This is a genomic window from Leptospira brenneri (genome assembly GCF_002812125.1).
Taxonomy (GTDB): Bacteria; Spirochaetota; Leptospiria; order Leptospirales; family Leptospiraceae; genus Leptospira_A; species Leptospira_A brenneri.
In genome coordinates this window covers 522,986-546,748 of the sequence record NZ_NPDQ01000003.1, presented here as the reverse complement: position 1 = coordinate 546,748, position 23,763 = coordinate 522,986, and the positions used below count along the sequence as shown (strand labels likewise).

Below are 23,763 nucleotides of genomic sequence, written 5' to 3'. Positions count from 1 at the left end.
TCACAGCTCACAACTCTTGAAAAGCTACTCTCTCTTTTCCCATTTTTTTATTCAGAAAGTTTTCACCTTTTCGTAGAGGCTCTCTATTTCCTCTTCAAACTTACCTAAATCAGGAAATTGGATCATTCGCTAATGGTTTTTTTTGCAGAATCTTGCGAACGGGAAGTCGAATTTATCATTCGCTGTTTTTCTATCAGCTTGGCTTTCAGAAATCGAAAGAGCGTTTAATTCCTAGAATTTTATTATATTAAAAAATAATTTAAAATATTAAAAAAGTATTTGAAATATCAAAATGCTTAATAGTAATCATCTTAGGAGTGAAAAAATGCCTTTAGGTGAATCAAAGAAGATCGATTCCAGTCTTTGTTGTCCAGCCTGCCAGGAGCCACTCCGGCCAATGGTTTTAGGATGCGATGGGTGTGGGATAAAGGTTGAGGGTCCATTCCAGCTCAATGAGTTTGCCACTTTGTCTGCTGATGATCTACATTTTCTACGCATATTTGTTCTTAGTGAGGGACGAGTGCGAGATATGCAATCGGCGTTGGGATTAAGTTATCCCACCGTCCGAGCACGTTTGACGCAGTTGAAAAACAAACTAGTTGGGATTGATATCTCCTCCGAATCCTCATTTCGCGAAGCTTCCAAAAGTGGTAAAGCCGGCGCCACAGATGAGGTGCTTGATCAACTAGCGAAAGGTGAGATTGATTTCGATGAGGCAATGCGTAACATACGCAAACTTCCCAAAAATAAAAAAGGATAAAAATTGAGGTGAATCATATGAAAGACGAGATCCAAAAAGTAATACAACTCGTTAAAGATGGAAAAATCACTGACGCCCAAGGTGCAGAACTTATTGCCGAGTTGTCACAGTCTATAATGTCTGATGAAACTAAACCGAAACCTTGGAGTTTTCGATCGATGGCGGAACAGTTTGGAAAATTTTCCAATGATGTAGAAGGATTGTATGCGAGTGATCTGAAAGAAAATAATCTTTCGATGTCCAGAGTGCAAATCCCCAAAGGGGAACGTTTTCAATTCAAAAATAATACGATCCGAATGTCTTCTATGGAACAGGTTGTTTTACATGACACGGATTTTATTTCCAATGCAGTAAACAAAAGTAATCTCAGTGGATTCAAAATCCAGCGAGGTTCTTTTCAGAATGGTGAAATATCCGCAAGCAACCTTGAACAACTGCAAGTGGAAGATGGACAATTTGATGACGTGGAGATCAGTAGTTCTAACCTGAAAAAGGTATCGATAACGTCTTCCAATGTTACAAATTGTCTTTTTACAGCTGCATCTATCAAGGAACTCTCCATCAATGATGGATCAGATGTTACTTCTTCTAAATTTGAAGGGGCACAGTGCAGTCACATAGAAATTTCCGCATCGAAATTAAAGGGAATGGAAATACAAGCGTCGAGAATTCAAAGTCTCACCTTGAATGACGTTACGACGGATCAGTTTATTATTCGTTTGACGCGAATGGAAAAATCAACTTTTGAAAATTGTATGTTCAGCGATGTGTTGATAAACACAGGAGAGGGTTGGAAAAAGACAGGTTTCGAACAAGTAAAATTCGAAAATGTAAAACTGAACAAAGCTCTATTCGGTGAATGTGATCTAAGAAGGGTGACTATCAAAAATGTTGACCTTTCGGAAGTACGAATCATGAACAAACGTATCTCCGATGTTATCATTGATGGGAATGCACAGTTTCGCGAAGTATTTGGAATGATCGCGTCATCTGCTGCGTCTGTTTAATTAAAAGAGAAATGTATACGGGTGTTGTGGAAGGGAGAAATCTCCCTTTTTTATTTGTAGAGATTCCAACCCGTTACAAGTGGATTCTACGAGGAGGGAGAGTTCTTTTTCTGACCTGATTCTGTCTGATGACATTTGCAGAAGGGATTAGTTTTTATAAATAAAGTAAAATTTTGCAAACGCAGATGTTAGTAACGGAATGCCACCGCTACTTAGTGGTGTTTTAAGCGGGGAGCAAAGTATGCGATGGATTGTTCCCTTAATTTACTTTATCTTATTTTAGTATTAATTATTGCTCAATACAAAGGAGGCGGTGCTGAGTGGGGTAGGAAAATTGTTTTTCTACATTAACACAATTGCCCCCACCACCATTTAGAAAACTACCTGATAGGTTACCGGCTTGCCCCAATGATCCATTTACATAATAGCTTTCACCTGACCAGTTATTACATGTTGATCTTGAGCCGGTTGGATCTTCGTTGGCTCTCCAGTCTTTAGTGGGAACAGTCCCATCGCCTAATCCAGTCCAGAATCCTCCTTCCATATCTTCCGAAATAATACCTGCATCTGGGAAACCGCGGAGGGTATTTTCCTTTATTAGGGATCTATCATCCGTATCAAAAACTGCAACGCCATCGGAAGAACGGTTGTAAGTTGTTAGAGGCTGAAATACCCAGTTTTCATTTTCTTCCTTTGAATCACATGCGTAAGTTTTACATGCTATTCTTTTGAAAGAAGCTGTTGATTGTGTAACTAACATAGCCTTGTAAATTCCTTTTGACGGATGATTAGAATCCAATGCACATTTAACATCTGCTCCTTGGATTCCGCCCATATCTGAATAAAATTTTGAGGCAGTGAGGAAAAGGTGTTTAGCATTCGTATCATAGATAGTTACTGATCTATAAAGTTCAATAACAAGTCCTCCGCTGGAAATTACAGAAAGAAATCCGTATTCATTCAGCGCATTCGTATCAGGTAGGGCTTTGATGTATATCTCTTGTTCCTGATTATAGTTTTCCTTTGTAAATGTAAGCTGAGGTGGGTCTACAACTACAGGCAATGGCTTAAGATGTCGAGTATAATCGCCATAATAAGTTCGCGGGTAAATCCATGTATGAGCTGCAAAAACATATGTATTTGACAAATTCGGTTTTTTATCAAGTTTGAGTTTGAGAAATATTCCTTCTCGGCCTTCAGTTAATACAATTTCTTGACCTTGGATGATGAGGTTATGCGGGGTAACATTGTTCGATTGTCGTCTGGCACCACAGGTTAACTCTAGTTGTCCGCCAATTTTAGAGACAGTTGTCTGAAGAATGCTTTCGTTCTCAGAGATCCCAATGTTAAAGTTAGCAGCAATATCCTTGTTTGGGGATGCGGATAATTTCAGGTCTAGGGGTGTTTGATCATCGGATAATTTTATTTCCCAGTTACCTTTTGAGTCTGAAGTTGTTGTATATTCTTTTGATGCTGATGTTACTTTTATTTCGGTATCTGATCCTACGCTACCGTTGGCATTTTTTAAAGATCCGGATAAAATAATGCCGTTTTCTGAATACTGGCTCAATCCAAGTAAGAGAGTGGATAAATTCAAATTGGATGAGGAATGATTCAATGCGAAATCGGAGATAAGGGCGCACCTATATAAGGAAAAGGTGATAATAAATGTCAGGGAAATTAATCCTTTTGTTCTCATAACGGGTATTATGCTGTTTTTTTTAAATAGTAGTCAATAAAAAACAGAATTATTGCCGTTGAACAGCAGTCTTGTTGTCCCTCTCTTCTGAAGGTATCGCTTATTTAAGTTTAAAGAACATTGTGTTACTTGAATCCTGGTTAGGTTTTGATATAAAAGCTTATTTAAGAAAAGTGCCTTGTTGGCTGAAAAAAAGATGTAATTAGAAAATGGGGGATTTGGAGGCTCTGTTTTATCAAAATGAAATGGAGTGTTTGTTTTGTTGGAAGTGAATCGGGGATGGTTGAGCGGGGAAATACTAACGAGACATAATCCTGAGCCGAATCCACAAGCCCCCGCCCGAGTTAGGGTGGAGGGGAGTGGTTCGTGGGATGTCCGAATTCCCCTCTATCACAGCTCACAACTCTTGGAAAGCTACTCTCTCTTTTCCCATTTTTTTATTTGGCATCTGTTCGCAGTTTCACATTCGGATTCCCTAAGAGAATCCACTCACAGATCGTGTTCAAATTTGTCGTTTGCCTAGAGTCTCCATCTTATAAATCTGAAAGCGAACTATCTTAACTCTAGCCCAATTTGTTGGGGTTAGCTGCTTTCTCTTTAAAAAAATGCCAGTAAATGAGTAGGATGAGTAGTGAAATGGCTGTTAAACCAAGCGCCCAGAAAAAGGAAAGATAATCCGAAAGTACTCCGAATCCTGGAATTCCTGGTTGAGCGTTCCGGAGGGCTGGCAACACAAGTAGTAGGATTGAGATAAAAAACAATTCAAAGGCTTGGATTCCTTTTTGGTAGAGTAGAATTCTCGTTGTAATCAAGATGATTGTAAGTCCAATACAAAACATGATCACCATGATAAATACAGAAACAAATTGGTTACTTTTAGTCCTTGCTACTTGAATCAATCGCTCTACGTTCCCTGTGTTTCTATCAACCCAGAAATCTTCGATAAGTTTTTCAAAAAACTCAAGTTTGTAACTTGCGATTGGTGATTGCATATTTAACACAAGCGGGATTCCAACAGTTTCTAAGTCTGAGATTTTTTTGGAAAAACCTAAACTAAGAGTCGCTTGGAAAGTATCAAAAGGATAATCGGTAATTGTCCCAACTAACGGTAAGGTGATGAGTATTTTTCGAATGGGTTGTTTTGCTTTAAGAACAAACTCTTCATTACTACTATAGGAAATCAAACGAAGTTCTTCATTGGGTGTATCGGATCTACGATTCAGAGCCAATTCTTCTGCGAGATAAATTCTCAATTCAACTTTTGCTTCTCTTTTATCAATTTCTACAGAACGGACATCCGCAGTGATTACAGATGTCTTTATATGGTCAATGTCTACGTCGGTGAAGGATGCGAAATCTGATTTGTCTTTGATGAAGTAGCGAACACTGGCCAAGTAACTTCCTGCAATCAAAATAAGAAGAAAAGAAATTAACTGGAAACGATTAGATGAAACTAAACTTTTAATTGGAGTCATGAAAGGTTTGTCCAGGCGAGAGATAATAGTGTAAATAAGGCAAGGAAGAAAATAAAACCATAAAAATACAACTGCATGGTATAAAGATTTGTTGTTGCTTCGAAGGAAACTAGTAAGTCTTCCAGAGTTGGATTTTCCAGTGTAGATGCTTTTTTAAATAGTATTGATACTCGAACGGTCAAATATCCTAAAATAATCTGAAGGATTCCTTCGAAAATATTTCCATAATTATCTTTGATGGTTACCAAACCTCCAATTAAGTATAACGAACCTAATACGATCAGAATTTTGCCAAATAAACTGATTCTTGATGAAAGTTTGTATAAAACTTTATTTTTATTAATCTCTACTTGCTGTTGTTCCATTATTCCTTCTCCTTTGCTAGTCGTGTACATGCCTGTTGGAGGCCTTGACCTTCGTTACATGCTAAATTTAAATATTTGATTCCTTCTGTACGGTTTCCCAAAAGTAAATTTGCTCTTCCAATTGAGTATGAATTTTGGTGGGAAACTCTATTGTCTCTTTGGTTGGAATAGGTTTCACTGTTTTCTGCTTCTAGATGATATTCTCTTGCTTTTTCATAATTGCCAGCTAGGAGATAACTATCTCCTAAATGAGAAAGTAAACGATAGGTAGGAGTGAACTTTTCTTTGCAGTTTTCTAGCAGTTTAATACCTTTTACAGAATCTTCATAATACGCATAGCTGTATCCATACTCAATACAGTAGTCTAGGCTGTCTGGTTCCATTTTGGCGGCTAACTCAAAACTTTTTAACATTTTGGGAGTTAGGTTTTCTTTCCAATGATCATAATAACTTAAACCCAATACATAATGATACAATCCGATATCATTTTTCTTTTGAGTCATTTCAATAGCTAGTGGTTCAATTCTTTGGATTTGATCTCTACGATATAAAGGCGAGTTTACCCAATATTCAAATAATCCATGTTTGGATAAAAGTTTTTCGTCCTTTTCGTGAGTCTCGAAACTCCTTTGTAGTAGGGAGTATGCTTCGCTGTCTAAAGCATATTTTGATTCTGGAAAGTTTGCAGAATTTCGCAGTTTCACTAGTGCTAATCCAACAAAACATTCTTCACGATCATTTTGCATCGAAATACATGTTTTATATGATTCTTCCGCATTTACAAAATCTCCTGCATAGTATCGCAAGTTTCCTTCAAAATTAAAAAATTCAGCGGTTCTTGGATCATTATAAAAGGAGGATCCTTCCATACCCGTTGCAATATTATAATAACTTAATGCTTTGTCGTATTTTTCGCTCCAAATTCTTGAATAGAGATTGTAATCATATTCCCAATATTTAAATACCATCTCTTCTAATTTAAAAAGTTCCAGGCCTAAGCGGATGTGTGATTCAAAAATTTTATTTTGAAATGGAAAATTCCCAGTTACATCATTTTCAAATCCTTTTGTAAAATATTGGATTGCTAATTCTGGATTTTTTTCCATCTCTAAATAAAAAAGACCGAGTTCCCAGTTTTCTCTCACCAAACTTGGCGTAGATTCGATCTGTTTAACGAGTTTAGATTCGTAAGATTTTTTCTGAATGTACAAACCTAAATCTCTGGCCCAACCTATTTTGTCGAAAATTCCAAATGGGTGATTTAAATCCAGATTTCCAATGTTAAAAAATATCAAATAAAAAGCGATCACAGCCTCTATTGCAAGTATGTGAATATGCTTATACTCTTTACTAATCACTTTGAGTTGGGTTATCATTTCTGTCTCCTATCGACCTATGATTGTAGATTCAGTGAGTTCTTCCACTTTTCCGAGGGATTTTAAACTTTGGCGATTAAATTTTTGGGGATCTCCAATGAGTGAAATTTGAAAAAAGCCTGCATCATTGATTTTTTTTGTAAAATCGATAAAATCGTCCCATTTAACTTCGTTCAAGGATTCATACATAAGTTTGTCTACATCTTCTGTCAATCCCAAACGACTAGAGCGATTGAATTCATCAATTAGATAACTATGGGATTTCCGAATTGTACTGGCAGAATATAGTGTAGAAGTTTTAGCCTCATCAAACCGAAGTTTTGTTATTTTAGGAGATTCCAAGCTGTTTTTTGCATCAAACAAACAACTGTCAAGTTTGTCAGCTTGGCAAGAAAGATTTGCCAGCCAAAGAATTGGATCCTTTTCAAATTCAGGAGGACTGATAAATACATCGGCAGCATATGCATTGCCAGTTTGTTCTCTCATTGTAGTAAAAAATGGAGATGATAATCCCGCATACATAGAGTTATAGATCGAAAAATAAGTCAGATTGACTGGTGTCGGTAAAAATATAGTGGAAAAATAAGTAAGCTCTACATGTGGTCTTTTCCTAGACAAAACATAAAAGCTAGTTTCGTTGTTATTTCGAAACTGTTTTTTTGATAACAGGCTAGCGTCTATAGTTTTTGGAAGATTAGTATACTCCCGAAACACATTGTTTTCCAGTGTTTCAAAATCTAACTTACCGTAGTATGTAATTTTGGATTTAAACTTTAATAGATTTCCTAATAAATTAATAGCATCGGAGGATTTAATTTTTTTTAATTCAGTTTGGTTTGCCTGAAAAAATCTTAAACTATTTTTTCCAAATAATGAGTATTGGTGTAATGCTGAATCAATTTCTGATTCCTCTTCTTTTAGAAGATCTAAATATTGAAGATGGTTGCTTAGAAGTTTTTCCCATACTTCTTTCGAAGAAGCAACGGACTTAATTGAATGCTCTAATAAACGAAAGGAAGAGATAAAATGTTCGTCTTCACCTTCCATTATAATTTCCAGAGCTTCTCCATGAGTTTGAATGGAAACAGAACTTCCCAGAAGATAGAATTTTGTTGAAAGAGCATTTGCAGTATATAAATCAGTGCCTAAATGTCTCCAATAATCGATTGAAATATCTAAGTAGGGGCTAATCCATGCGCCACGTTCAATGATCATTTTAAACTTAAATAGTGAGTTTTCTTTATTTTTTTGGTAAATGATTTGGTTCCCGTTTGGATATTGTTTTGATTGGATTAAGTCAAAATCAGCAAATTCAGGGGAAATTGATTTTATTGGTTCTATAGAAAATTCTTTTTTAAATTTCGATTCTTCCTCTTTGCTGAATTCCAATTTGGAAATAGGTGGCTTCGCTATATAGACAAAATTAGAGTTTCCTGATACCGTTTCTATCGACACAATGTTGTGATTCACAAAGTTTTTTACAAAGTCACTTAAATCCTCGGGTTTTGTTTGGTTCATTGATTGAAACTTTTGTTGGATTTTTTCATAACCCCAATTTGCTAAAAAAGCTTCTGAAATTTCATTTAAACGAAATTCGTTATCATCTTTCTTCTTAATTAAAACTAACCTTTGATTGTTTTTTACGGATTGGAACATTTCATCTGAAATTTCTTTATTTTCAAGCTTTTGGAAAGCAGATAAAATATAGTTCTTTGTTTCATTTAAAGATAAACTTTTACTCGGTTCTACCCAAATATTGAGTAAAAAATAGTCTTTCCATTCTGTGGTTGAAACAGATACGGAATTTGCATTTTGGGAATAGTATAGGCTTTCATCTAATAGGCCGTTATATCCATTAGAAAGTAGTGAGGCGATGGTATTTGCTTCCGCATAAAGTTTAGGAGAACTTTTTGGTATTTTAATTCCAAAAAGGTAAATCTTTTTTTTAGAATTAATTATAATTTTGTTAGTCGATTCTTGAGGTTTATATTCTGGAATGTCTAACTTACTTGTTTGAGTTTTTGACGGCATGGTGCCAAAGGTTTTTTTGATTTCTTTGAGGACTTCATCTGGGTCAAGATCACCTGACATACAGATCGCCATTTTTGATGGAATGTAGTGTTCGTTAAAGAATGTATGGATCTTTTTTATAGATGGATTCTTTAAGTGCGCGTCTGTTCCAATGGGAGTTTTTTCTCCATAAGGATGGTTTGGAAACATAATCTGATAATATTGTTTAAACAGATTTGAATTAAAGTCGGTGACGCGTAAATTTCTTTCTTCAAAAACGGACTCAAGTTCCGTATGAAACGTACGAAACACAGGATCTTTAAACCTCTCCCATTCTAAATGTAAAAAATTGTTGATTTGATTGGAAGGGACTGTCGCTACATAATAAGTTCTATCATTGGATGTGAATGCATTGGAATGTAGGATGCCCATAAGACTTTGTATTCGAGAAAACTCATTTGGTATAACATACTTTGCCGCCTCTAAAGAAAGTTGGTCAATTTTGCCGTAAATTTGTTTCCTTTTATCTTCGTTTGTTGTTTGGCGGTAATTTTCGTATTGATTTTCGATTTGTTCCAGGAGCGGTTTTTCTTTTTCGTAATCGATTGTTCCTATTTGACTCGTACCTTTAAACATCAAATGTTCTAAATAATGAGCAAGTCCGGTTGCATCTTCTGGATCATCTGCCGAGCCAGCATTGACTAAAATTGAAGTTTTGACAATGGGTTCCTTACGATTGACGCTGAGAAAAACTGAGAGACCATTTTCTAAATGATACTCATGCACATAAAATGGCTCTGAAAAAAGATCGAGAAGGGTGTTGCAGTGGAGTTGCAATAGAGCAATCGGGAAAATCAAAAACTTAAATTTGGTCTGAAAAAGAAACATTCGGATTTGAAAATTAAATATTTTACTATTTTAAATCAAGAAAAAACTGACAGATGGTCATTTAACGTAGATCAGTTCTTAAGAGAAACCTAGGGGGAAATATGAATGCAGAAGAGAACTTAAAAGGGCTAAAAGGCTGGCTTTTCCTTGTCGGGTTAGGTCTTATCGTATATCCTGTCCGGCTTGCTTTCATTATGGGGCCTTTGTTTTATAATATGTTTACTGACGGAAGTTTTGAATACCTTACAACACCAGGTACGGAATCCTATAGTCCGCTCTGGAAACCAATTCTCATTTTTGAGGGAGTCTTCAATGTGTTGATGATTCTTTTTTCCTTTTTCGTTACTTATTTGTTTTTTAAAAAAAATTATCAATTCCCAAAAGCTTATATTGTCTTTTTAATTTTACCCTTGGTTTTAATGCCAACAGATGCTTGGTTAGGTTCTTTTGTTGTTAAAGATGAACCGATGTTTGATCCTGAGACTTCAAAAGAAATCATTCGTTCTTTCATTGCTGCAGTGATTTGGATTCCGTATATGTTGTTGTCAAAACGAGTGAAAGCAACATTTGTAGAGGGAAAACCTACAGTAACAGAAGCCGAGTTGTAGTTTGCCTTTGTTTGTTCCTTGCATCAATTGAATTTGCATGTAGGTAGGCTAGCAGGCTTCTTTACCATGGGTTTCTAAAATAATGTGACATAATTCAGTCCAGAATCCAGAGTTTGGGTAGAGCCAAGCGGGGTATACCTTGCGGTGGAGTGCAAAATTTTAGAATTAGAAAATTATAAAATAGCGAACAATTGTCTGTTTAATTAATCCGCGTTAGCATTATTTGGCTTTGTTAGGTTAAAATCATTTGACACATGTTAATGTATCAATCATTTTTGCTTAAAAATTTAATGGGTAATTCGAATATATGAAAAAAATAATATTATTCTTCCTTATTCTTGCAAATTCTGTTTTGTTTGCGGAAGAAAAAAAAGAAGCTGCTGCTTATTTACGTGGTGTTGACTTAACTGTAGATTCCGCTACATTAAAGAATGGGCTTACCATTCAAAATTCTTTGATATTCAATCGTTTGATCGGTGGAACTACCAGTTTCGGAGTACCTGCTACAAACAAATTCAGGGGCAAAGGGATTGAGTTTGGAACTAATACTCGTCATAGTGGCCTTTTGGGTACGGATTTTTCAGTTTCTTTCGCTACCTTGTTTGCCGATTCGAACTATTCTGGTGATTATAATAGTTCCACAATGAGGATTGGATCTGGTTCTTCTGCGATGAACTTTGCCAGTGAAAGTTTTATTGCGAGTGAATTTACATCCAATCGTCTCCAAACCGCGAATATAAAAGTAGCGGAGAATATTTATTTACTTCATGATTCAAGTAACAAGTTTTTGCAAGGATTAGCGCTACGTGTCGGTGGTGAAATTTATGGAAATGAAGTTAAATCAACTTCTCCATATTATTTTTCTAACTCTGCATCTACTTCAGGAGGAACGACACTTTTTTCGAGTGGTTTCGGAGCTAGTTCTATTGAAAAACTTACTTATAATGAAGCATATTTAAATGCTATTTTAGGTTTAGGTTACAATTTAAAAATCGCCGAAGGACATAACATTAGCCTAGGGTATGAATATTTAAAAAGTGTTGCTAATTCCGGAAATTATGAAAATAAAATTTCTTCATTACTCGTGCTCACTCCAACAATTGCATTTCCTTTTGAAAATAAAATCAAAGGAAAAGTCGACTCTGAGTTAGTTGGAAATCGATTCACGATCGGTTATCGATTTAATATTACGGAAGATGTTAGTTTTGGAATCAATTATGCTCATACAGAAGCGACTCATAGAGTTGTAGATAGTAAGGTAAAGGAACCAGGCAATATCCTCACACTATTATCTAGTGGTTCGGGTAGCATCAATCCAATACCTTTTATACTCGGAAGCCAACCAGGGTTTGGACCATTTCCTGAGAATAAGGATATTCGTAGACAAATCGGAATTGAAATTGTGTTTAAATTTTAATCCTATTCAAGTGAAAAACATTACGGTATTCATTAGAGCGTAATGGTTTAGAAAGACTAAAAACCCGCTAATGGCGGGTTTTTTTATAATAAGATTTCAGGTTCAATCGAAAGCTTTTGTCATAGCATTCGGAATTTATCCTATTGACTCACTTCAACTTATGATTCCTTTATCTCATCCATTAGAATCGATCCGAGGAAACAAGGAATTACGATTAGAGAATTCAAGCTCCCATGTACGAGAACCATCATTGGAATTCCATAAATAAATTTGGGAAACCCTGAATAGAATTCGTGAAGGAGTGCCAGTAAAAGTGTAAAACAAAGGAATATGAAACTACATCTAAATAAATATTTAGAAATAGGGTTTTGGCACCGGATACCTTGGCCTCGGTAAATTAAACTAAATGGTAATAGAACCGAGTATCCAATCACACCCATTTTTTTCAGGACTAGATTTCCAAAAATTCCAAACGCAATCATCAGAAATAGAATCACAATGCAAAGAATTAAGATTGGATAGATTTTAGATTCAGGGTTCCTTTCTAAAAGAACAGTGACCCCCATGAGAAATAACCAGCCAATAAAACATCCATGAATGGCTGCATAGTAACTCCAAATTTCATTGTAACCCAGAAGATTAACATGATTGCTTCCTGAAAAGAACCAAATTGCAGATAGAAAACTAAATCCTAAAGGAATAAGTTTAGTCCAAGTATAATCTTGTAATAAACGGGACCAATGGATTTTTAAGAGCAAAATGATTCCAAAGCCACAGAAAAAAAGCCATACTATGTTTAACTGTGGTATTTTAAAAAGCATTGCAAAAACAATTATTATGATTGAAACAATGTGAAAGAATGAGTATATCTTTCTATTCTTTAGAAAGAAGTGATTCGTAAAGAATGGTCCGATTATATATCCAAAGATGAGGACTGCCCTTAGTAGATAAATTTCAATCATTGGGTAGAATCTAAATGCCAAAGAGAACGGTTCATAGACAAGAAGTTTTTAGTTTCCACTGTTTGGAAGTTCCTTTTTACAAACTTCCTTATTATTTATATTTCTATCTAAAGGGGAAGAAACCCCAGGGGCTCCTCCATGCAGAGGTATTACTTCGAATGCAGCTGGGAGAACCGCTATTTTCTAAACAACGTTATCGTTTCTCTCAAGTGGTTTTAGTGGCTCATTGGGAATCGGAAGAAGATTTAGAATATTTTTTGCATCAGTCAAAACAAGATCCTATTCATCTCGGTTGGCAAATTCGGTTGCGATTGTATCGTAGGTGGGGGAAAATCCGAGAAATAGAATCAGCCACTATCTATCAGAAAAACTTCGATGCAAAAGCTTTCATGGCCGCCATTACACTCGCCCGATTAAAACTAACTCAAGTTTTTCGTTTTACCAAATGGGGAAAACCTGTTGAGAAACAAGTGAGAGACCATCCAGGAAAAAAAATTGCTTTTGCTGCCTTTCGTCCCTTTCGAAGTTTTTTGACCTTTAGCATTTGGAATTCTGAATCAGAAATGATCCAAATGGTACAAGGTCGAAAAGCCGATCGGGATGGTTTAGAACACAAACATGCTATGGAAGAAAGAAATCGGAATGACTTTCATTCAGAGTTTACAACCTTACGATTCGAAATTTTGAAGGAAGATAGAATGTTAACAAAGGATTCATTTAGATAAATGATTTTATTAATCCTTTGTTAGATTCTAAAATTATTTATCTCTCAACTCTGGATTTCTGTGAGAACATAACTATATTTTGCTTGCGCCGCTCTTTTCTTTTCTTCATTGAAAAAATCACAGATAAAATCCAAACGATTCCCATTTTTTTTTGTGAGCCTGACTTTTGCTGTAACAGTATCTAGTTTTACTGGTCGCAAATAACGAATGGATGCATTTGTTGTAACCATAATTTCTGTTTCTTTTTGCATATGGAACATACACATAATTGCTGTTAATGTGTCTCCTACAGTAAAATAACATCCTCCATGGAGAAGTCCGTGAAGGGCCCGATTTTCCATCGCATAAGGAATGGTTGCTTCAGAGGATTCCGCTTCTAAGGTAATTACCTTCATCTTCGTCGCCGCAGGGTGACATTGTTCGATTAAATATTGAACGTTTTCTATAAAGTCACCTCCTTCTCTAAATTTAAAAATATCCTTGGGTATTACTTTTAGGGCCAGATCCAATACTTCCATAAGGTCTCCTGATCAAACTCGATTAAAACCAGAATATGGAGACAGGTCTGTCTCTGTCAAGAGACAAAATTGTCTCTTTTTTCGCTTTCTTTTCTGTTGGTCTAAAATATTATGAGGGAGTGAAACATCAGAACCCTAACTCCTCTCTGCTTTCTATGCCAAACGCAAGGAATGAGGCAAACCCTGGGGCACGTCTACTCAATGCAGCTAGGGATTTGTTTTATTCTCATGGTTACGCAATGGCGGGTATCAACGAAGTAATTGAAAAATCAAATACTTCCAAAAAGAGTTTTTATAACTATTACCCAAGTAAAACAGATTTAGGTCGTGCTTTTCTACATTTGGAAAAAGAAAGTTTGTGTGATTTGGTTGATCATTTCATTCAAAAAAATCCAAAAAATTATAGAGCCTTTGTAAGTGCATGGTGTCGGTTTTTGAAAACTCTAGCAAAATCAAAAACTTATAAAGGATGTCCTTTTGCAAATTTATCTGCTCAGTCTTCTGGAGAATTTGATCTTGAAATTAGTGAAACAATGAATCTACTAAAGGAGAAGTTCATAAATTTTTTGGAAAATTCTGATCTTACATTAAATAAAAAAGATTCGGAAAGAAAAGCTAGATCGATTCTTGTGTTGTATCAGGGTTGCATTCAAATGTGGAAACTGACGGGGGATGTAAATTACTTCGATCAGTTTAAAGAACAGTTACTTGTTTGAGGTGGGTATGTTACAAAGAGTTTTTCAAATCATCTGTTTGCTAATTTTTATTTTAGGGATTTCTTGCCAGGTGACATCACACCAGGTAAAACTTTATCCTGTAAAAGAAGCGAGTGAACTTGGTATTTCCTTAAAACCTAAAAATTTAGTGGAAATTCAAGTGGTGAAAGTTGCGGATTGGGAAGCATCACTTTCTGGTTTGTTGGACTTAGATGATCCTAAGGCAAAACTTGCTGGCTTAAAGGATAGGATGGAACCTATCTCCATTTACTTTTATCTGATCAAACATCCAAATTTCGGAACCTTTCTGATAGATTCTGGAATCGGCGAGAGTTTTACCAAAAGTCCAGATGGATTTCTTGTTAACTCTGTTCTAGCATCTCAAATGCATTTGGATCAATTGAAAATATACGAAACAACAAAATCCTATTTGTCAAAAAATAAAATAAACTTGAAGGGAGTGTTTTTTACTCATTTGCATTTTGACCATGTACTCGGAGCACATGAAATCGATCGATCAGTTCCTTTTTATGTAGGCCCCGGAGAGGTTACAAGTAAACAGTTCATCAATTTATTTGTCCAAGGTTCCACCGATCGTTTGTTAGGAGAAAATCCAAATCTATTCCAACTTGATTTTGGCAAAGATAAAACTCAAATTTCGGTATTAGATTTTTTTGGCGATCAGAGTTTCTATGTTTTCTCAGTTCCAGGACATACACCAGGTAGTTTGGCATTTTTTATTCCGGGGAAACCAAATTCTCATTTGATTTTAGGAGATTCCAGTCATACTCGTTGGGGTTGGCTGGAAGGAGTCACCCCTGGTTCCTTTACGACCGATAGAAATCTCAATCGTGAAAGTTTGAATTTTTTGAAGAAATTGGAAGAACTAAACAAACCTAGATTTGTTTACCCAGGGCACCAGGAAAGAATTTCTAATTTAGAAAAGTAATGAGTCGTTCGTTCTAAAGTTTTATGTGAGGGTTTCTCTAGAGAAACCCTGGCGCATTGTATTTTCTGTATAGGTTTTTCCTTCTACAAAGAGATATAAATAATCAGGACCTCCAGCTTTTGCCCCTGTTCCAGATAGTTTTCCTCCACCAAATGGTTGTCTGTTGACTACAGCTCCTGTAATCCCTCGGTTGATGTATAAATTCCCGGCATCTATATTCGATTTAGCCTCTAACACATGTTTGGGATTTCTGGAAATGACACCGCAGGTGAGTGCATAATCCGATTGATTTGTTAGTTGGATTCCTTCGGAGAAACTAGAAATCTTTCGCATGGATAGTATCGGTCCAAACATTTCTGAATTCCACATATCAGAGTTGTTTGGAGGTTCGTATAGACTGGGAGAGATATAAAATCCGAGATCGGGAACCGGGCAAGTTTTACCAACTAAAAAGTTGGCGTTTTCTTTTTGTATCTTTTGAAGCCTCAAATAACTTTCTTCATTGATAACTGGGCCGATTCGATTGCTAAAATCTAATGGAGAACCTATCAGTAAACCATCCATTGCCGCTATTAACCGATCTTTTAGTTTTAGATAACATTCAGAATGTACATATAACCTAGACAAAGCACTACATTTTTGACCTTGGAATCCAAAGGCAGAGGATAAGATTGCTTGGATTGCCACGTCTAAATCGGCATCAGCATCCACGATCATTGCATTTTTTCCACCTAACTCACAGATGACTTTTTTGATGATGGATTGGTTTGGAGAAACAATGGAAGCTTTACGAAGAATGGAGAGGCCAACATCTCTGGAACCGGTGAAATTGATTACAGAAACTTCTGGATGAGTTACGATAGCCTCGCCAATTTCGGAACCTAGTCCTGGTAGAAAGTGGAATATTTCTCTCGGAATACCAGCTTCCCAAAAACACTTTGTGATCTCATAAGCCGTTGCTGATGTTTCTTCCGCTGGTTTTGCTACGACAATGTTTCCTGAAACTAGGGGGCCTGCGCACATCCCTGTGAAAATAGCCATGGGAAAGTTCCAAGGGGATATACATCCAACGATGCCTTTGGGATGATAGGAATAAAAATTATCTTCGCCGAGTAGAATCGTTTTTTGAGGAGACAGTTTTTCCTTTGCAATCATTGCATAATAGCGACAAAAGTCAACAGCCTCAGCAAATTCTACTTCTGCTTCTGTAACCTGTTTTCCTGTTTCCCAAATACAGACAGAAATGATGAAATCTTTTTTACTCACTAAATTGTCTGCTACTCGAATGAGTAAGTTGCTACGTTCTTCTTGTGAAACTTGTTTCCATTCAAACCAGGATTTTTTTGAAACTTTGACCACCTCTTCTAAATCATTCGGTTTTGCTAAAGATACTTTCGTAACGACTAAATCGGGTGACCAAGGATTTTTATGGAAAAAAGAGTTTGGTGATATTTTTTCTTTCGTTCCAATCGAAATTGGAATTTCAAATGGAAAGGATTTTGGCAATGAATCTAATGCCGAGTGCATTGCTGATCTTTCTTTCTCTAATGAAAAATCTCGAATTGTTTCATTTTTAAATTCCATTTAGGTTTTCCTCATTTGGATTTTTTACCATAGAGTGAATACTTTTTCCGAGACTCATTTGATATAAAAATCCTTGATTGGATGTATTTTCTAATAATCTTCTGATTAAGTAAGCCATACCAGGTAAGAGTAATCCAACGGGGGAATATTCTCTTACAATTTGACCCATAGATTCTAAGTTGCATTTATATTTCTCTGCCATTCCGTATAACATCTGCAATTCGAAGTCTGATATTGACTTTCTTTTGGTATGAAATAAAACGAAAGCAAGGGATCTTAAGTTATGTGTTCCGAATGCTGCTCTAAGGTAAGGATAGGAATCCAAAAGATATAAAGTATTTTCTTCGAATTGTATGTCGGTTTCTTGTTTGGAATCAAAAACCGGCGTGATCCATCCACGTTCTTCCGATTTGATCCGTTCGTATTCTAAATATGCACCTTTCACAAGGCGAATGGTAATCGGGACTCCTCTTTTTTTTGCATATTCTTTCCAGATTTTTAAATCATCGTTCGATGTTTTTAAATAAGACTGGATTACTATACCAAAATGCGGATAAGATTTAAATTCATCTTCCCTGAACAGCTCTTTGGCAGTTTCTGATATAATCGATTTTAGATCATATTGTTCCATATCCAAGTTGATTCCGATCCCTTTTTCCATTGCCAACCTTAAGATGGGGCGGAGTGCTTCTTTTAAATATTGGATACTCTTTTCTTCTGCTTCAGGATAAAGTTTGGTTTCTATACCGGAACATTTGATCGAGATATTGGTTCTAAGTTTTGGATTTATATTGGTTTCTACTTCTGATAACTCTTCGATCAGCTGGAAGTATTGTTTTTGGTATTTTTTTGCTTCCAAAGGAGATAAAGCAATTTCGCCTAAAATATCATAAGTGCGTGGTCGTTTGAATGTATCTTCTTTCTTTAAATGATTTGGCGAATCGGTTAAAATGAATGACTTAGCAAAAAATTTAACAAATAGAAGTATGATGTACGAAGCTAAGGTACTTAAGAATAACAAACGAATCAATCGATGAAACAATGTTTTTAGGAAATGAGGTATTTCTGTATCTTCATCAAATATATAAATCTTGAAATACTCATAAATCTTATTTGTCTCGATGGAGGGAAGAACATCAATGAACTTAAATATCTGTAATTTCAGTTTGGGATAACGAAAACCAAATCTAAATGTTATGGAGCTTATGAAAAATAGGAAACGCTTGTACAGTGAACCATTAGTTGAATCTATTGTTTTTGCAATTTTGAGGATTTCTTCGTCTTGCAATTGTTTTGTAAACATAATGTAACAACTAAAATTGGTTTTAAATCCTGAATTCTTTCCGGAAATAAGAATACAAAATATGAAAGGAGTTGTAAACAAAATCTTAGATGTTTTTATTTCCCAATGGGCAATTTAACAGATTTATTTATCGAAAAGGAATCTAAGTTCGGAGCCTTCAATTATTCGCCTTTACCAGTGGTTTTATCAAAAGGAGAAGGAATTTATCTTTGGGATGTAGAAGGAAAAAAGTATTTTGATTTTCTTTCTGCCTACAGTGCTGTGAATCAAGGTCACTGCCATCCCAAAATCGTAGATGTTTTCCAAAAACAAGCATCAATACTTACGCTAACATCACGTGCTTTTTATAACGACAAACTTCCGTTATTTACTGAGTTTATGACCAAAACATTTGGATATGACCGAGTTTTGCCTATGAATACAGGAGTCGAAGCAGGGGAAACAGCAATAAAGTTAGCTCGAAAATGGGGTTATCAAAAGAAAAAAATCCCGGAGAACCAAGCAAAAATTATTTTCTGTGAAGGAAATTTTTGGGGAAGAACTATTGCTGCCATTTCATCTTCTACAGATCCCAAAAGTAAAAATGATTTTGGTCCTTTTCTTCCTGGATATAAAATCATTCCTTATAATGATTTAAAAGCCTTGGATGCGGCTACCTCTGATCCAGATGTTGCTGCCTTTATGGTTGAAGCGATACAAGGAGAAGCAGGAGTTATCGTTCCTGATGAAAACTATTTAAGTGAAGTAAAAAAAATCTGTGAAAAACATAATGTTCTACTCATTGTTGATGAAATCCAAACGGGACTAGGCAGAACGGGAGAACTAGTTTGTTCTGACTACTCTCAGGTAAAACCAGATTTATTACTTCTTGGTAAAGCCCTGTCAGCAGGAATGATGCCAATATCATGTGTGTTAGGTTCTGATGATGTTCTTCTGTTGCTACAGCCGGGTGAACATGGGTCCACTTTTGGCGGAAATCCACTTGCTTGTGAAGTCGCTATTGTTTCTGTAAAAACTATTATTGATGAGAAGCTGTCGGAGAATGCAAAAAAAATGGGGATGCTGTTTCGAGAAACTATCAAGTCTTGGAACCATCCTCTAGTCCATTCCATTCGGGGGAAAGGTTTACTCAACGCAATTCAATTTGTGGATACAGTCGATGCTAAAAAATTTTGTTTAGGATTGATGAAACTTGGGATTTTAGCAAAAGAAACACATCAAAATACGGTTCGTTTTGCTCCTCCACTTGTGATTCAGGAAAACGAAATGAAAGAAGCATTGGAAATTATCAAAACAAATATTGGTTTGTTTCTCTAGTTTTTCTGATCTAAAGCCTTTAAAAAAAAGAAAGAGAATGAGGTTATGAGTTTTGGTAATTCCAGTAAGGTCATTGCATTGAATCCTGTGTCTCCATGAGAGATCAGTGTGGTAATACAAAGTTTACTTTCTACTCCTTGATGAATCAGTTTATTGTGCAATAGGGAAGACTCATTGGCAGGAACTACATCATCTTTTAAACCATGGATTAGTAAAATTGGAAGTTTTAAAGTTTCGATATGGTTTGTCACCGACAAGGCAGTGAGTAGTTCTCTGTTTTTTCCTCCTTTTTTTAGAATCACATTCCAATGTCTTATTCTAAATTCTGGATCATTCTTTAACTGATCAAAAAACAAACGATCGACCTGTTTCATTTTTTGATAATGAGGTTTTAAATATAAATCTTTTGATTTATAATAATTATCTAAGGTTGTCAGTTTGATTGCTTTGAAGAGGCTTTCGTTTTTTCCAATAGAAATGGGAAGAAAGTTGAGTAAAAGGATCATCCTCCCATATTCATCTAAGTTCTGGTTTGCAAATAAATTTTCAATGATGTCTTCTACGTTTGCATAGGCACCAATGGCACAAATACAATTGATCCTTTCTGCGATCTGTTTGTCACTTGCAGCAATGAGGCTAAGTGAACCCGAAAACGAAGGAGAAAAAATAGAAACTTTCCCTGCGGTGCAAATTTCCTTTTGGTTGGAGATAAATAAAATTGAATCCTTAATATCTTCTATATTTCTAAGGGAGATTTTATAATCACAAATTTCCTCATAAAAGGGACTCACAACCGTAAATCCAATTTTTTGAAGGCTTTTGTTTACAATAATAAATCTTGGATCTCTGTTTCCTAAGGGAGCCAAACCATTGATCGTAACAATTGTCCCTAGAGATTTCGATTTTGGAAGATAACAATCGGCTCGCAAAACACCGTTACGAATGGGAATGAGTATTTCTTTGGTATCGGGAAGAGACTCGTCTTGGCTCTGTAGTCCGAGTATAAATTGAATCGATTTGAACCAGGCGGTTAATTTATTCATAAGTTGGATTGACCGCAAAAAGCAGAATTTATCACAAAATTCAAAAATCTATTTTAAAATCAATCGAAATCAATTTTTTGAGAGTGGTCCATTAGAACTTAGGAATAGAAGGTCTGAGTCAAGAGTTTTTAGTTTTTAATTTCTTTTTCATGGAATTGAAATCTAAATTTAACAGGGTTATGATGATAAGTTTTACTTTACAATCGAAATGATCTCATCTAAAACTTGTCAGAAATGCCTTTCTTTCGACTAACATTGTTGTTTTTTTTATTTGGAATTCATTCTCTTTCTGCACTTCCCACCCAATCTCGGTTTATAACTTTTTTAAAAACGGGAACTGGAGAATATCCTATTGGACTCCATATGGAAATCCTTACTCTAACGCCTGATAATCAGTTAAATTTTGAGGCAGTGCGAAAATCAAATCTCTTTTCTGAAAGTAAGTCTTTATCTCCCAATTTCGGATTCACAAAGAATGTGTATTGGGTTCGTTTCGAACTTCAAAATGAATCTAACGAAAGAGATTGGTACATTCATGTTTCTTATCCATTATTAGATAAAATTGAATTTTATGAGATGAAAGAAAAAACTTGGAAACAGGTCGTTACGGGAGATTCCTATGTTTTTTCAGAGAGACCCTTGGAAGAAAAGAGCTTTATCTTTCCTGTGAAACTCCAACCCAAAAAAAATAATACATATTACTTTCGGTTTGAGAGTGAGGGAACGGTTCAATTTCCTATTACCGTATATTCGCATGTACGATTTTTAAAACTAAAAGAAAAAGAAAATTTATCTCTTGGAATTTATTACGGAATTTTATTCGTTCTCGTAATTTATAATTTAATTCTTTTATTTATGCTAAGGGATTTCGGTTATTTATATTATCTTTTATACATTAGTTTGTATGGTTTATCTCAATCAGTTCTGAACGGACTAGCATTCCAAATATTTTGGCCAAATTCGCCACATTGGGCAAATATCAGTTTGCCATTTGTGGGTGGTTTTTCATTATTTTGGGGACTTCAGTTCACTAGAAGTTTTTTAAATACAAAGAAAAATACTCCAACTTGGGATAAAATCATATATGTATTAATGGGATTGATGTTGTTTTTGATGTTATCATCTTTTCTTTTTTCCTATTATGTAAATATATATTTATTAGCGTCTCTTGTGATTTCATTTGCAATTTCTGTTTTTCTTGTTGCCGTTGTTTGTTGGGACAAAGGATACAAACCAGCTCGTTATTTTCTAATAGCTTGGGTCGCTCTTCTCTTTGGTGTAGGAATTTATTCTTTGAAAGGTTTTGGGATTTTACCTGCAAATATATTCACTGAATACGGATTACAGGCAGGTTCTGCCATTGAGATGTGTTTACTATCTTTAGGGCTTGCGTATAAAATCAAACTTGCTAATTCGGAAAAGAATAAAGCAGAAAGGAGAATGGTTTCCTATAAAGTCAAACTTCAGGATGCAAAATTAATTTCTTCTCGTTTGGAAGTTGAGTTGTTAAAAAACAATATCCATCCTCATTTTTTATTAAACTCCATCAATGCAACCATCATTTGGTTGGATGAAGATCCTGAAACGGCAAAACAATTATTAACTGCCTTATCTGACGAATTAAGAGCCATTTTAAAATTAACCAATAAAAAAACAATTTCCGTTAGCGAAGAAGTAAACATTTGTAAACGTTATTTGGAGATTATGAGTTTGCGAAAAGAGTCAAAGTTTGAGTTTAAAACTGAAGGTGTTAGTCCTAAGGATATGATTCCTCCTATTGTTCTTTTGACTTTGGTGGAAAACGGAGTTACTCATGGTTACCAAGGAAAAAATTCTGGAGTTTTTACTTTAAAGAAGAAAAAAGAAAAAAATAAGACCAAATATATTTTGTTTAATGATGGCCTTCCCACCACAAAATCAGATTCTCTAGGTACAGGAATCAAATATATCAAATCACGACTTCAAGAGGCATTTCCTAATAAATGGGACTTCCATTCGAAAGTGGTCACTGGCGGTTGGGAGAATACCATTACACTCACTGAGTGATTTTTTATGTTACTCACGAAACTAAGGTGCAGTTCGCACCTTTTTTTTTGCACTTTGATCGAAGATCATTATCCTACCCGCAAGGATTTAGGTGATGAAAACAAAAAAAATATTTTTAACTTATCTCGTGTTATCTGCAAATATCAGTTTTGCAGAACCAATTCTCAAAAAAGAAGACAAACCGCTTGTCACTCAGACCCAAGAGGATACTGCAAAAGCCAATGCAGAACTGGAGAAATACTATGCAAAACTAAAATACCCGCCAGGTTTTTATGAAGGAGCATTTCTAATCAGTTTTATGGGAGGGGGAACCCTTGCTCCTAGTGGTTCTTTCATTAGTCATGAAAAAAACTATGATAGCACATTACAATATAAGGTTGTAAGAAAAGAAGTGAGCCAGGACTATTATCCACAAAGTTCGATTCGAAATGATGAGGCCGGATTATATTTCAAACCAACTTATACTCCAGGTGTTGCCTCGCAGTTTGATTTTGAATATGGATGGAAAGAAAAAATTGGACTCGGGTTTACAGTGATGCAAAACTCTATGAAAGCCAAAAGGCAAGATGTGATTCCTGGACTTTCCTATTACAAGGAGTATGTGGATCCTGTTCCAAGGGAACGTACAATTTATCGAGGTAACTCCATGAGTTTTCTTGCCACTTACCATCCGATTCCAAAGAATTTTTTTGATCCGTATCTTGTTGCTAGAGCAGGTGTTGTTTCTTTTACGGGTGAAGCGCATTCGGGAACAACACATGACAGATTTGTTTATAGCAATCAGATCACTAGTGGTATTGGGAGTATCGTTGGTGTAGGTGCAGGTCTTAATATATATTTAGGTCGTTATTTTGGGATTAAGGCTGAAGTGGATTATTATCGAGAATTTTTAAAAGCGGATCAATTTTCAATGCGTACTTTGAATTCCTACCAAGCTATGGTTGGAGTTTTTGTGAATTTATCGAATGTACAGTATAGGCTTGAACAATACTAAA

Annotated in this window: 20 protein-coding genes; 10 read left to right on the top strand and 10 right to left on the bottom strand. The window is 35.6% G+C overall.

Going from position 1 to position 23,763, the window contains the following annotated elements:
- Nucleotides 1–292 precede the first annotated feature (292 nt).
- Together CH361_RS09135 and CH361_RS09130 are read left to right on the top strand one after the other, a co-directional pair.
- The gene (locus tag CH361_RS09135) at nucleotides 293–760 is read left to right on the top strand and encodes a DUF2089 domain-containing protein (RefSeq protein WP_100790491.1); all 468 of its coding nucleotides are present in this window, start codon (nucleotides 293–295) and stop codon (nucleotides 758–760) included.
- A gap of 17 nt (nucleotides 761–777) precedes the next feature.
- On the top strand, nucleotides 778–1,767 hold the full coding sequence (locus CH361_RS09130) for a pentapeptide repeat-containing protein (RefSeq protein ID WP_100790490.1): 990 nt from the start codon (nucleotides 778–780) through the stop codon (nucleotides 1,765–1,767).
- A gap of 289 nt (nucleotides 1,768–2,056) precedes the next feature.
- On the opposite strand, the gene CH361_RS09125 is transcribed toward CH361_RS09130, so the two are convergent.
- The 5 genes from CH361_RS09125 to CH361_RS09105 form a co-directional block, all read right to left on the bottom strand.
- Entirely contained in the window at nucleotides 2,057–3,466 is a 1,410-nt protein-coding gene (locus CH361_RS09125) for a DUF1554 domain-containing protein (RefSeq protein ID WP_100790489.1), read from the bottom strand.
- A 563-nt stretch (nucleotides 3,467–4,029) separates the two neighbouring features.
- The gene (locus tag CH361_RS09120; RefSeq protein ID WP_100790488.1) at nucleotides 4,030–4,941 is read right to left on the bottom strand and encodes a DUF4436 family protein; all 912 of its coding nucleotides are present in this window, start codon (nucleotides 4,939–4,941) and stop codon (nucleotides 4,030–4,032) included.
- The gene (locus CH361_RS09115) at nucleotides 4,938–5,306 is read right to left on the bottom strand and encodes a hypothetical protein (RefSeq protein WP_100790487.1); all 369 of its coding nucleotides are present in this window, start codon (nucleotides 5,304–5,306) and stop codon (nucleotides 4,938–4,940) included. Before CH361_RS09115 ends, CH361_RS09120 begins: the two co-directional genes overlap by 4 nt.
- On the bottom strand, nucleotides 5,306–6,682 hold the full coding sequence (locus CH361_RS09110; protein ID WP_100790486.1) for a tetratricopeptide repeat protein: 1,377 nt from the start codon (nucleotides 6,680–6,682) through the stop codon (nucleotides 5,306–5,308). Before CH361_RS09110 ends, CH361_RS09115 begins: the two co-directional genes overlap by 1 nt.
- A 9-nt stretch (nucleotides 6,683–6,691) precedes the next feature.
- A complete protein-coding gene (locus CH361_RS09105) occupies nucleotides 6,692–9,550 on the bottom strand; it encodes a M16 family metallopeptidase (protein ID WP_244279736.1) in 2,859 nt (952 codons plus the stop codon).
- 131 nt (nucleotides 9,551–9,681) lie between these two features.
- Between CH361_RS09105 and CH361_RS09100 the strand changes: the two genes are divergently transcribed.
- The gene (locus CH361_RS09100; protein ID WP_100790484.1) at nucleotides 9,682–10,188 is read left to right on the top strand and encodes a DUF2569 domain-containing protein; all 507 of its coding nucleotides are present in this window, start codon (nucleotides 9,682–9,684) and stop codon (nucleotides 10,186–10,188) included.
- Nucleotides 10,189–10,495: 307 nt separating this feature from the next.
- Complete coding sequence (locus CH361_RS09095) at nucleotides 10,496–11,605, top strand: hypothetical protein (RefSeq protein ID WP_100790483.1); 1,110 nt, start codon at nucleotides 10,496–10,498, stop codon at nucleotides 11,603–11,605.
- A gap of 158 nt (nucleotides 11,606–11,763) precedes the next feature.
- Here the strand turns inward: CH361_RS09095 and CH361_RS09090 are convergent, their stop codons facing one another.
- Nucleotides 11,764–12,363 carry a YndJ family transporter gene (locus CH361_RS09090; RefSeq protein WP_100790482.1) on the bottom strand — a complete coding sequence of 200 codons (600 nt, stop codon included), beginning with the start codon at nucleotides 12,361–12,363 and terminating at the stop codon, nucleotides 11,764–11,766.
- Nucleotides 12,364–12,581: 218 nt separating this feature from the next.
- On the opposite strand from CH361_RS09090, the gene CH361_RS09085 reads away from it, so the two are divergent.
- Nucleotides 12,582–13,292, top strand: a complete 711-nt coding sequence (locus CH361_RS09085) for a hypothetical protein (protein ID WP_100790481.1) — start codon at nucleotides 12,582–12,584, stop codon at nucleotides 13,290–13,292.
- Nucleotides 13,293–13,336: 44 nt separating this feature from the next.
- On the opposite strand, the gene CH361_RS09080 is transcribed toward CH361_RS09085, so the two are convergent.
- The gene (locus CH361_RS09080; protein ID WP_100790480.1) at nucleotides 13,337–13,810 is read right to left on the bottom strand and encodes a PaaI family thioesterase; all 474 of its coding nucleotides are present in this window, start codon (nucleotides 13,808–13,810) and stop codon (nucleotides 13,337–13,339) included.
- Nucleotides 13,811–13,929: 119 nt separating this feature from the next.
- Here CH361_RS09080 and CH361_RS09075 point away from each other — a divergent pair, with 119 nt between their 5' ends.
- Both CH361_RS09075 and CH361_RS09070 read left to right on the top strand, forming a co-directional pair.
- Nucleotides 13,930–14,526, top strand: coding sequence for a TetR/AcrR family transcriptional regulator (locus CH361_RS09075; RefSeq protein ID WP_165782243.1), 597 nt, complete (start codon nucleotides 13,930–13,932; stop codon nucleotides 14,524–14,526).
- A 7-nt stretch (nucleotides 14,527–14,533) separates the two neighbouring features.
- On the top strand, nucleotides 14,534–15,475 hold the full coding sequence (locus CH361_RS09070) for an MBL fold metallo-hydrolase (RefSeq protein ID WP_100790539.1): 942 nt from the start codon (nucleotides 14,534–14,536) through the stop codon (nucleotides 15,473–15,475).
- Nucleotides 15,476–15,496: 21 nt separating this feature from the next.
- On the opposite strand, the gene CH361_RS09065 is transcribed toward CH361_RS09070, so the two are convergent.
- Together CH361_RS09065 and CH361_RS09060 are read right to left on the bottom strand one after the other, a co-directional pair.
- Nucleotides 15,497–17,059 (bottom strand): aldehyde dehydrogenase family protein, encoded by a 1,563-nt coding sequence (locus CH361_RS09065; protein WP_100790478.1) that lies wholly within the window; start codon nucleotides 17,057–17,059, stop codon nucleotides 15,497–15,499.
- Nucleotides 17,049–18,362, bottom strand: a complete 1,314-nt coding sequence (locus CH361_RS09060; protein WP_100790538.1) for a proline dehydrogenase family protein — start codon at nucleotides 18,360–18,362, stop codon at nucleotides 17,049–17,051. Before CH361_RS09060 ends, CH361_RS09065 begins: the two co-directional genes overlap by 11 nt.
- Before the next feature lie 105 nt (nucleotides 18,363–18,467).
- On the opposite strand from CH361_RS09060, the gene rocD reads away from it, so the two are divergent.
- Nucleotides 18,468–19,679, top strand: coding sequence for an ornithine--oxo-acid transaminase (gene rocD, locus CH361_RS09055; RefSeq protein ID WP_100790477.1), 1,212 nt, complete (start codon nucleotides 18,468–18,470; stop codon nucleotides 19,677–19,679).
- Here the strand turns inward: rocD and CH361_RS09050 are convergent.
- On the bottom strand, nucleotides 19,676–20,722 hold the full coding sequence (locus tag CH361_RS09050) for an alpha/beta hydrolase (protein ID WP_100790476.1): 1,047 nt from the start codon (nucleotides 20,720–20,722) through the stop codon (nucleotides 19,676–19,678). The two genes, rocD and CH361_RS09050, sit on opposite strands and share 4 nt — an antisense overlap.
- 234 nt (nucleotides 20,723–20,956) lie before the next feature.
- On the opposite strand from CH361_RS09050, the gene CH361_RS09045 reads away from it, so the two are divergent.
- Nucleotides 20,957–22,768 (top strand): 7TM diverse intracellular signaling domain-containing protein, encoded by a 1,812-nt coding sequence (locus CH361_RS09045; RefSeq protein ID WP_244279734.1) that lies wholly within the window; start codon nucleotides 20,957–20,959, stop codon nucleotides 22,766–22,768.
- A gap of 94 nt (nucleotides 22,769–22,862) precedes the next feature.
- Complete coding sequence (locus CH361_RS09040; protein WP_100790474.1) at nucleotides 22,863–23,762, top strand: VIT1/CCC1 transporter family protein; 900 nt, start codon at nucleotides 22,863–22,865, stop codon at nucleotides 23,760–23,762.
- The last annotated feature ends 1 nt before the right edge of the window (nucleotide 23,763 follow it).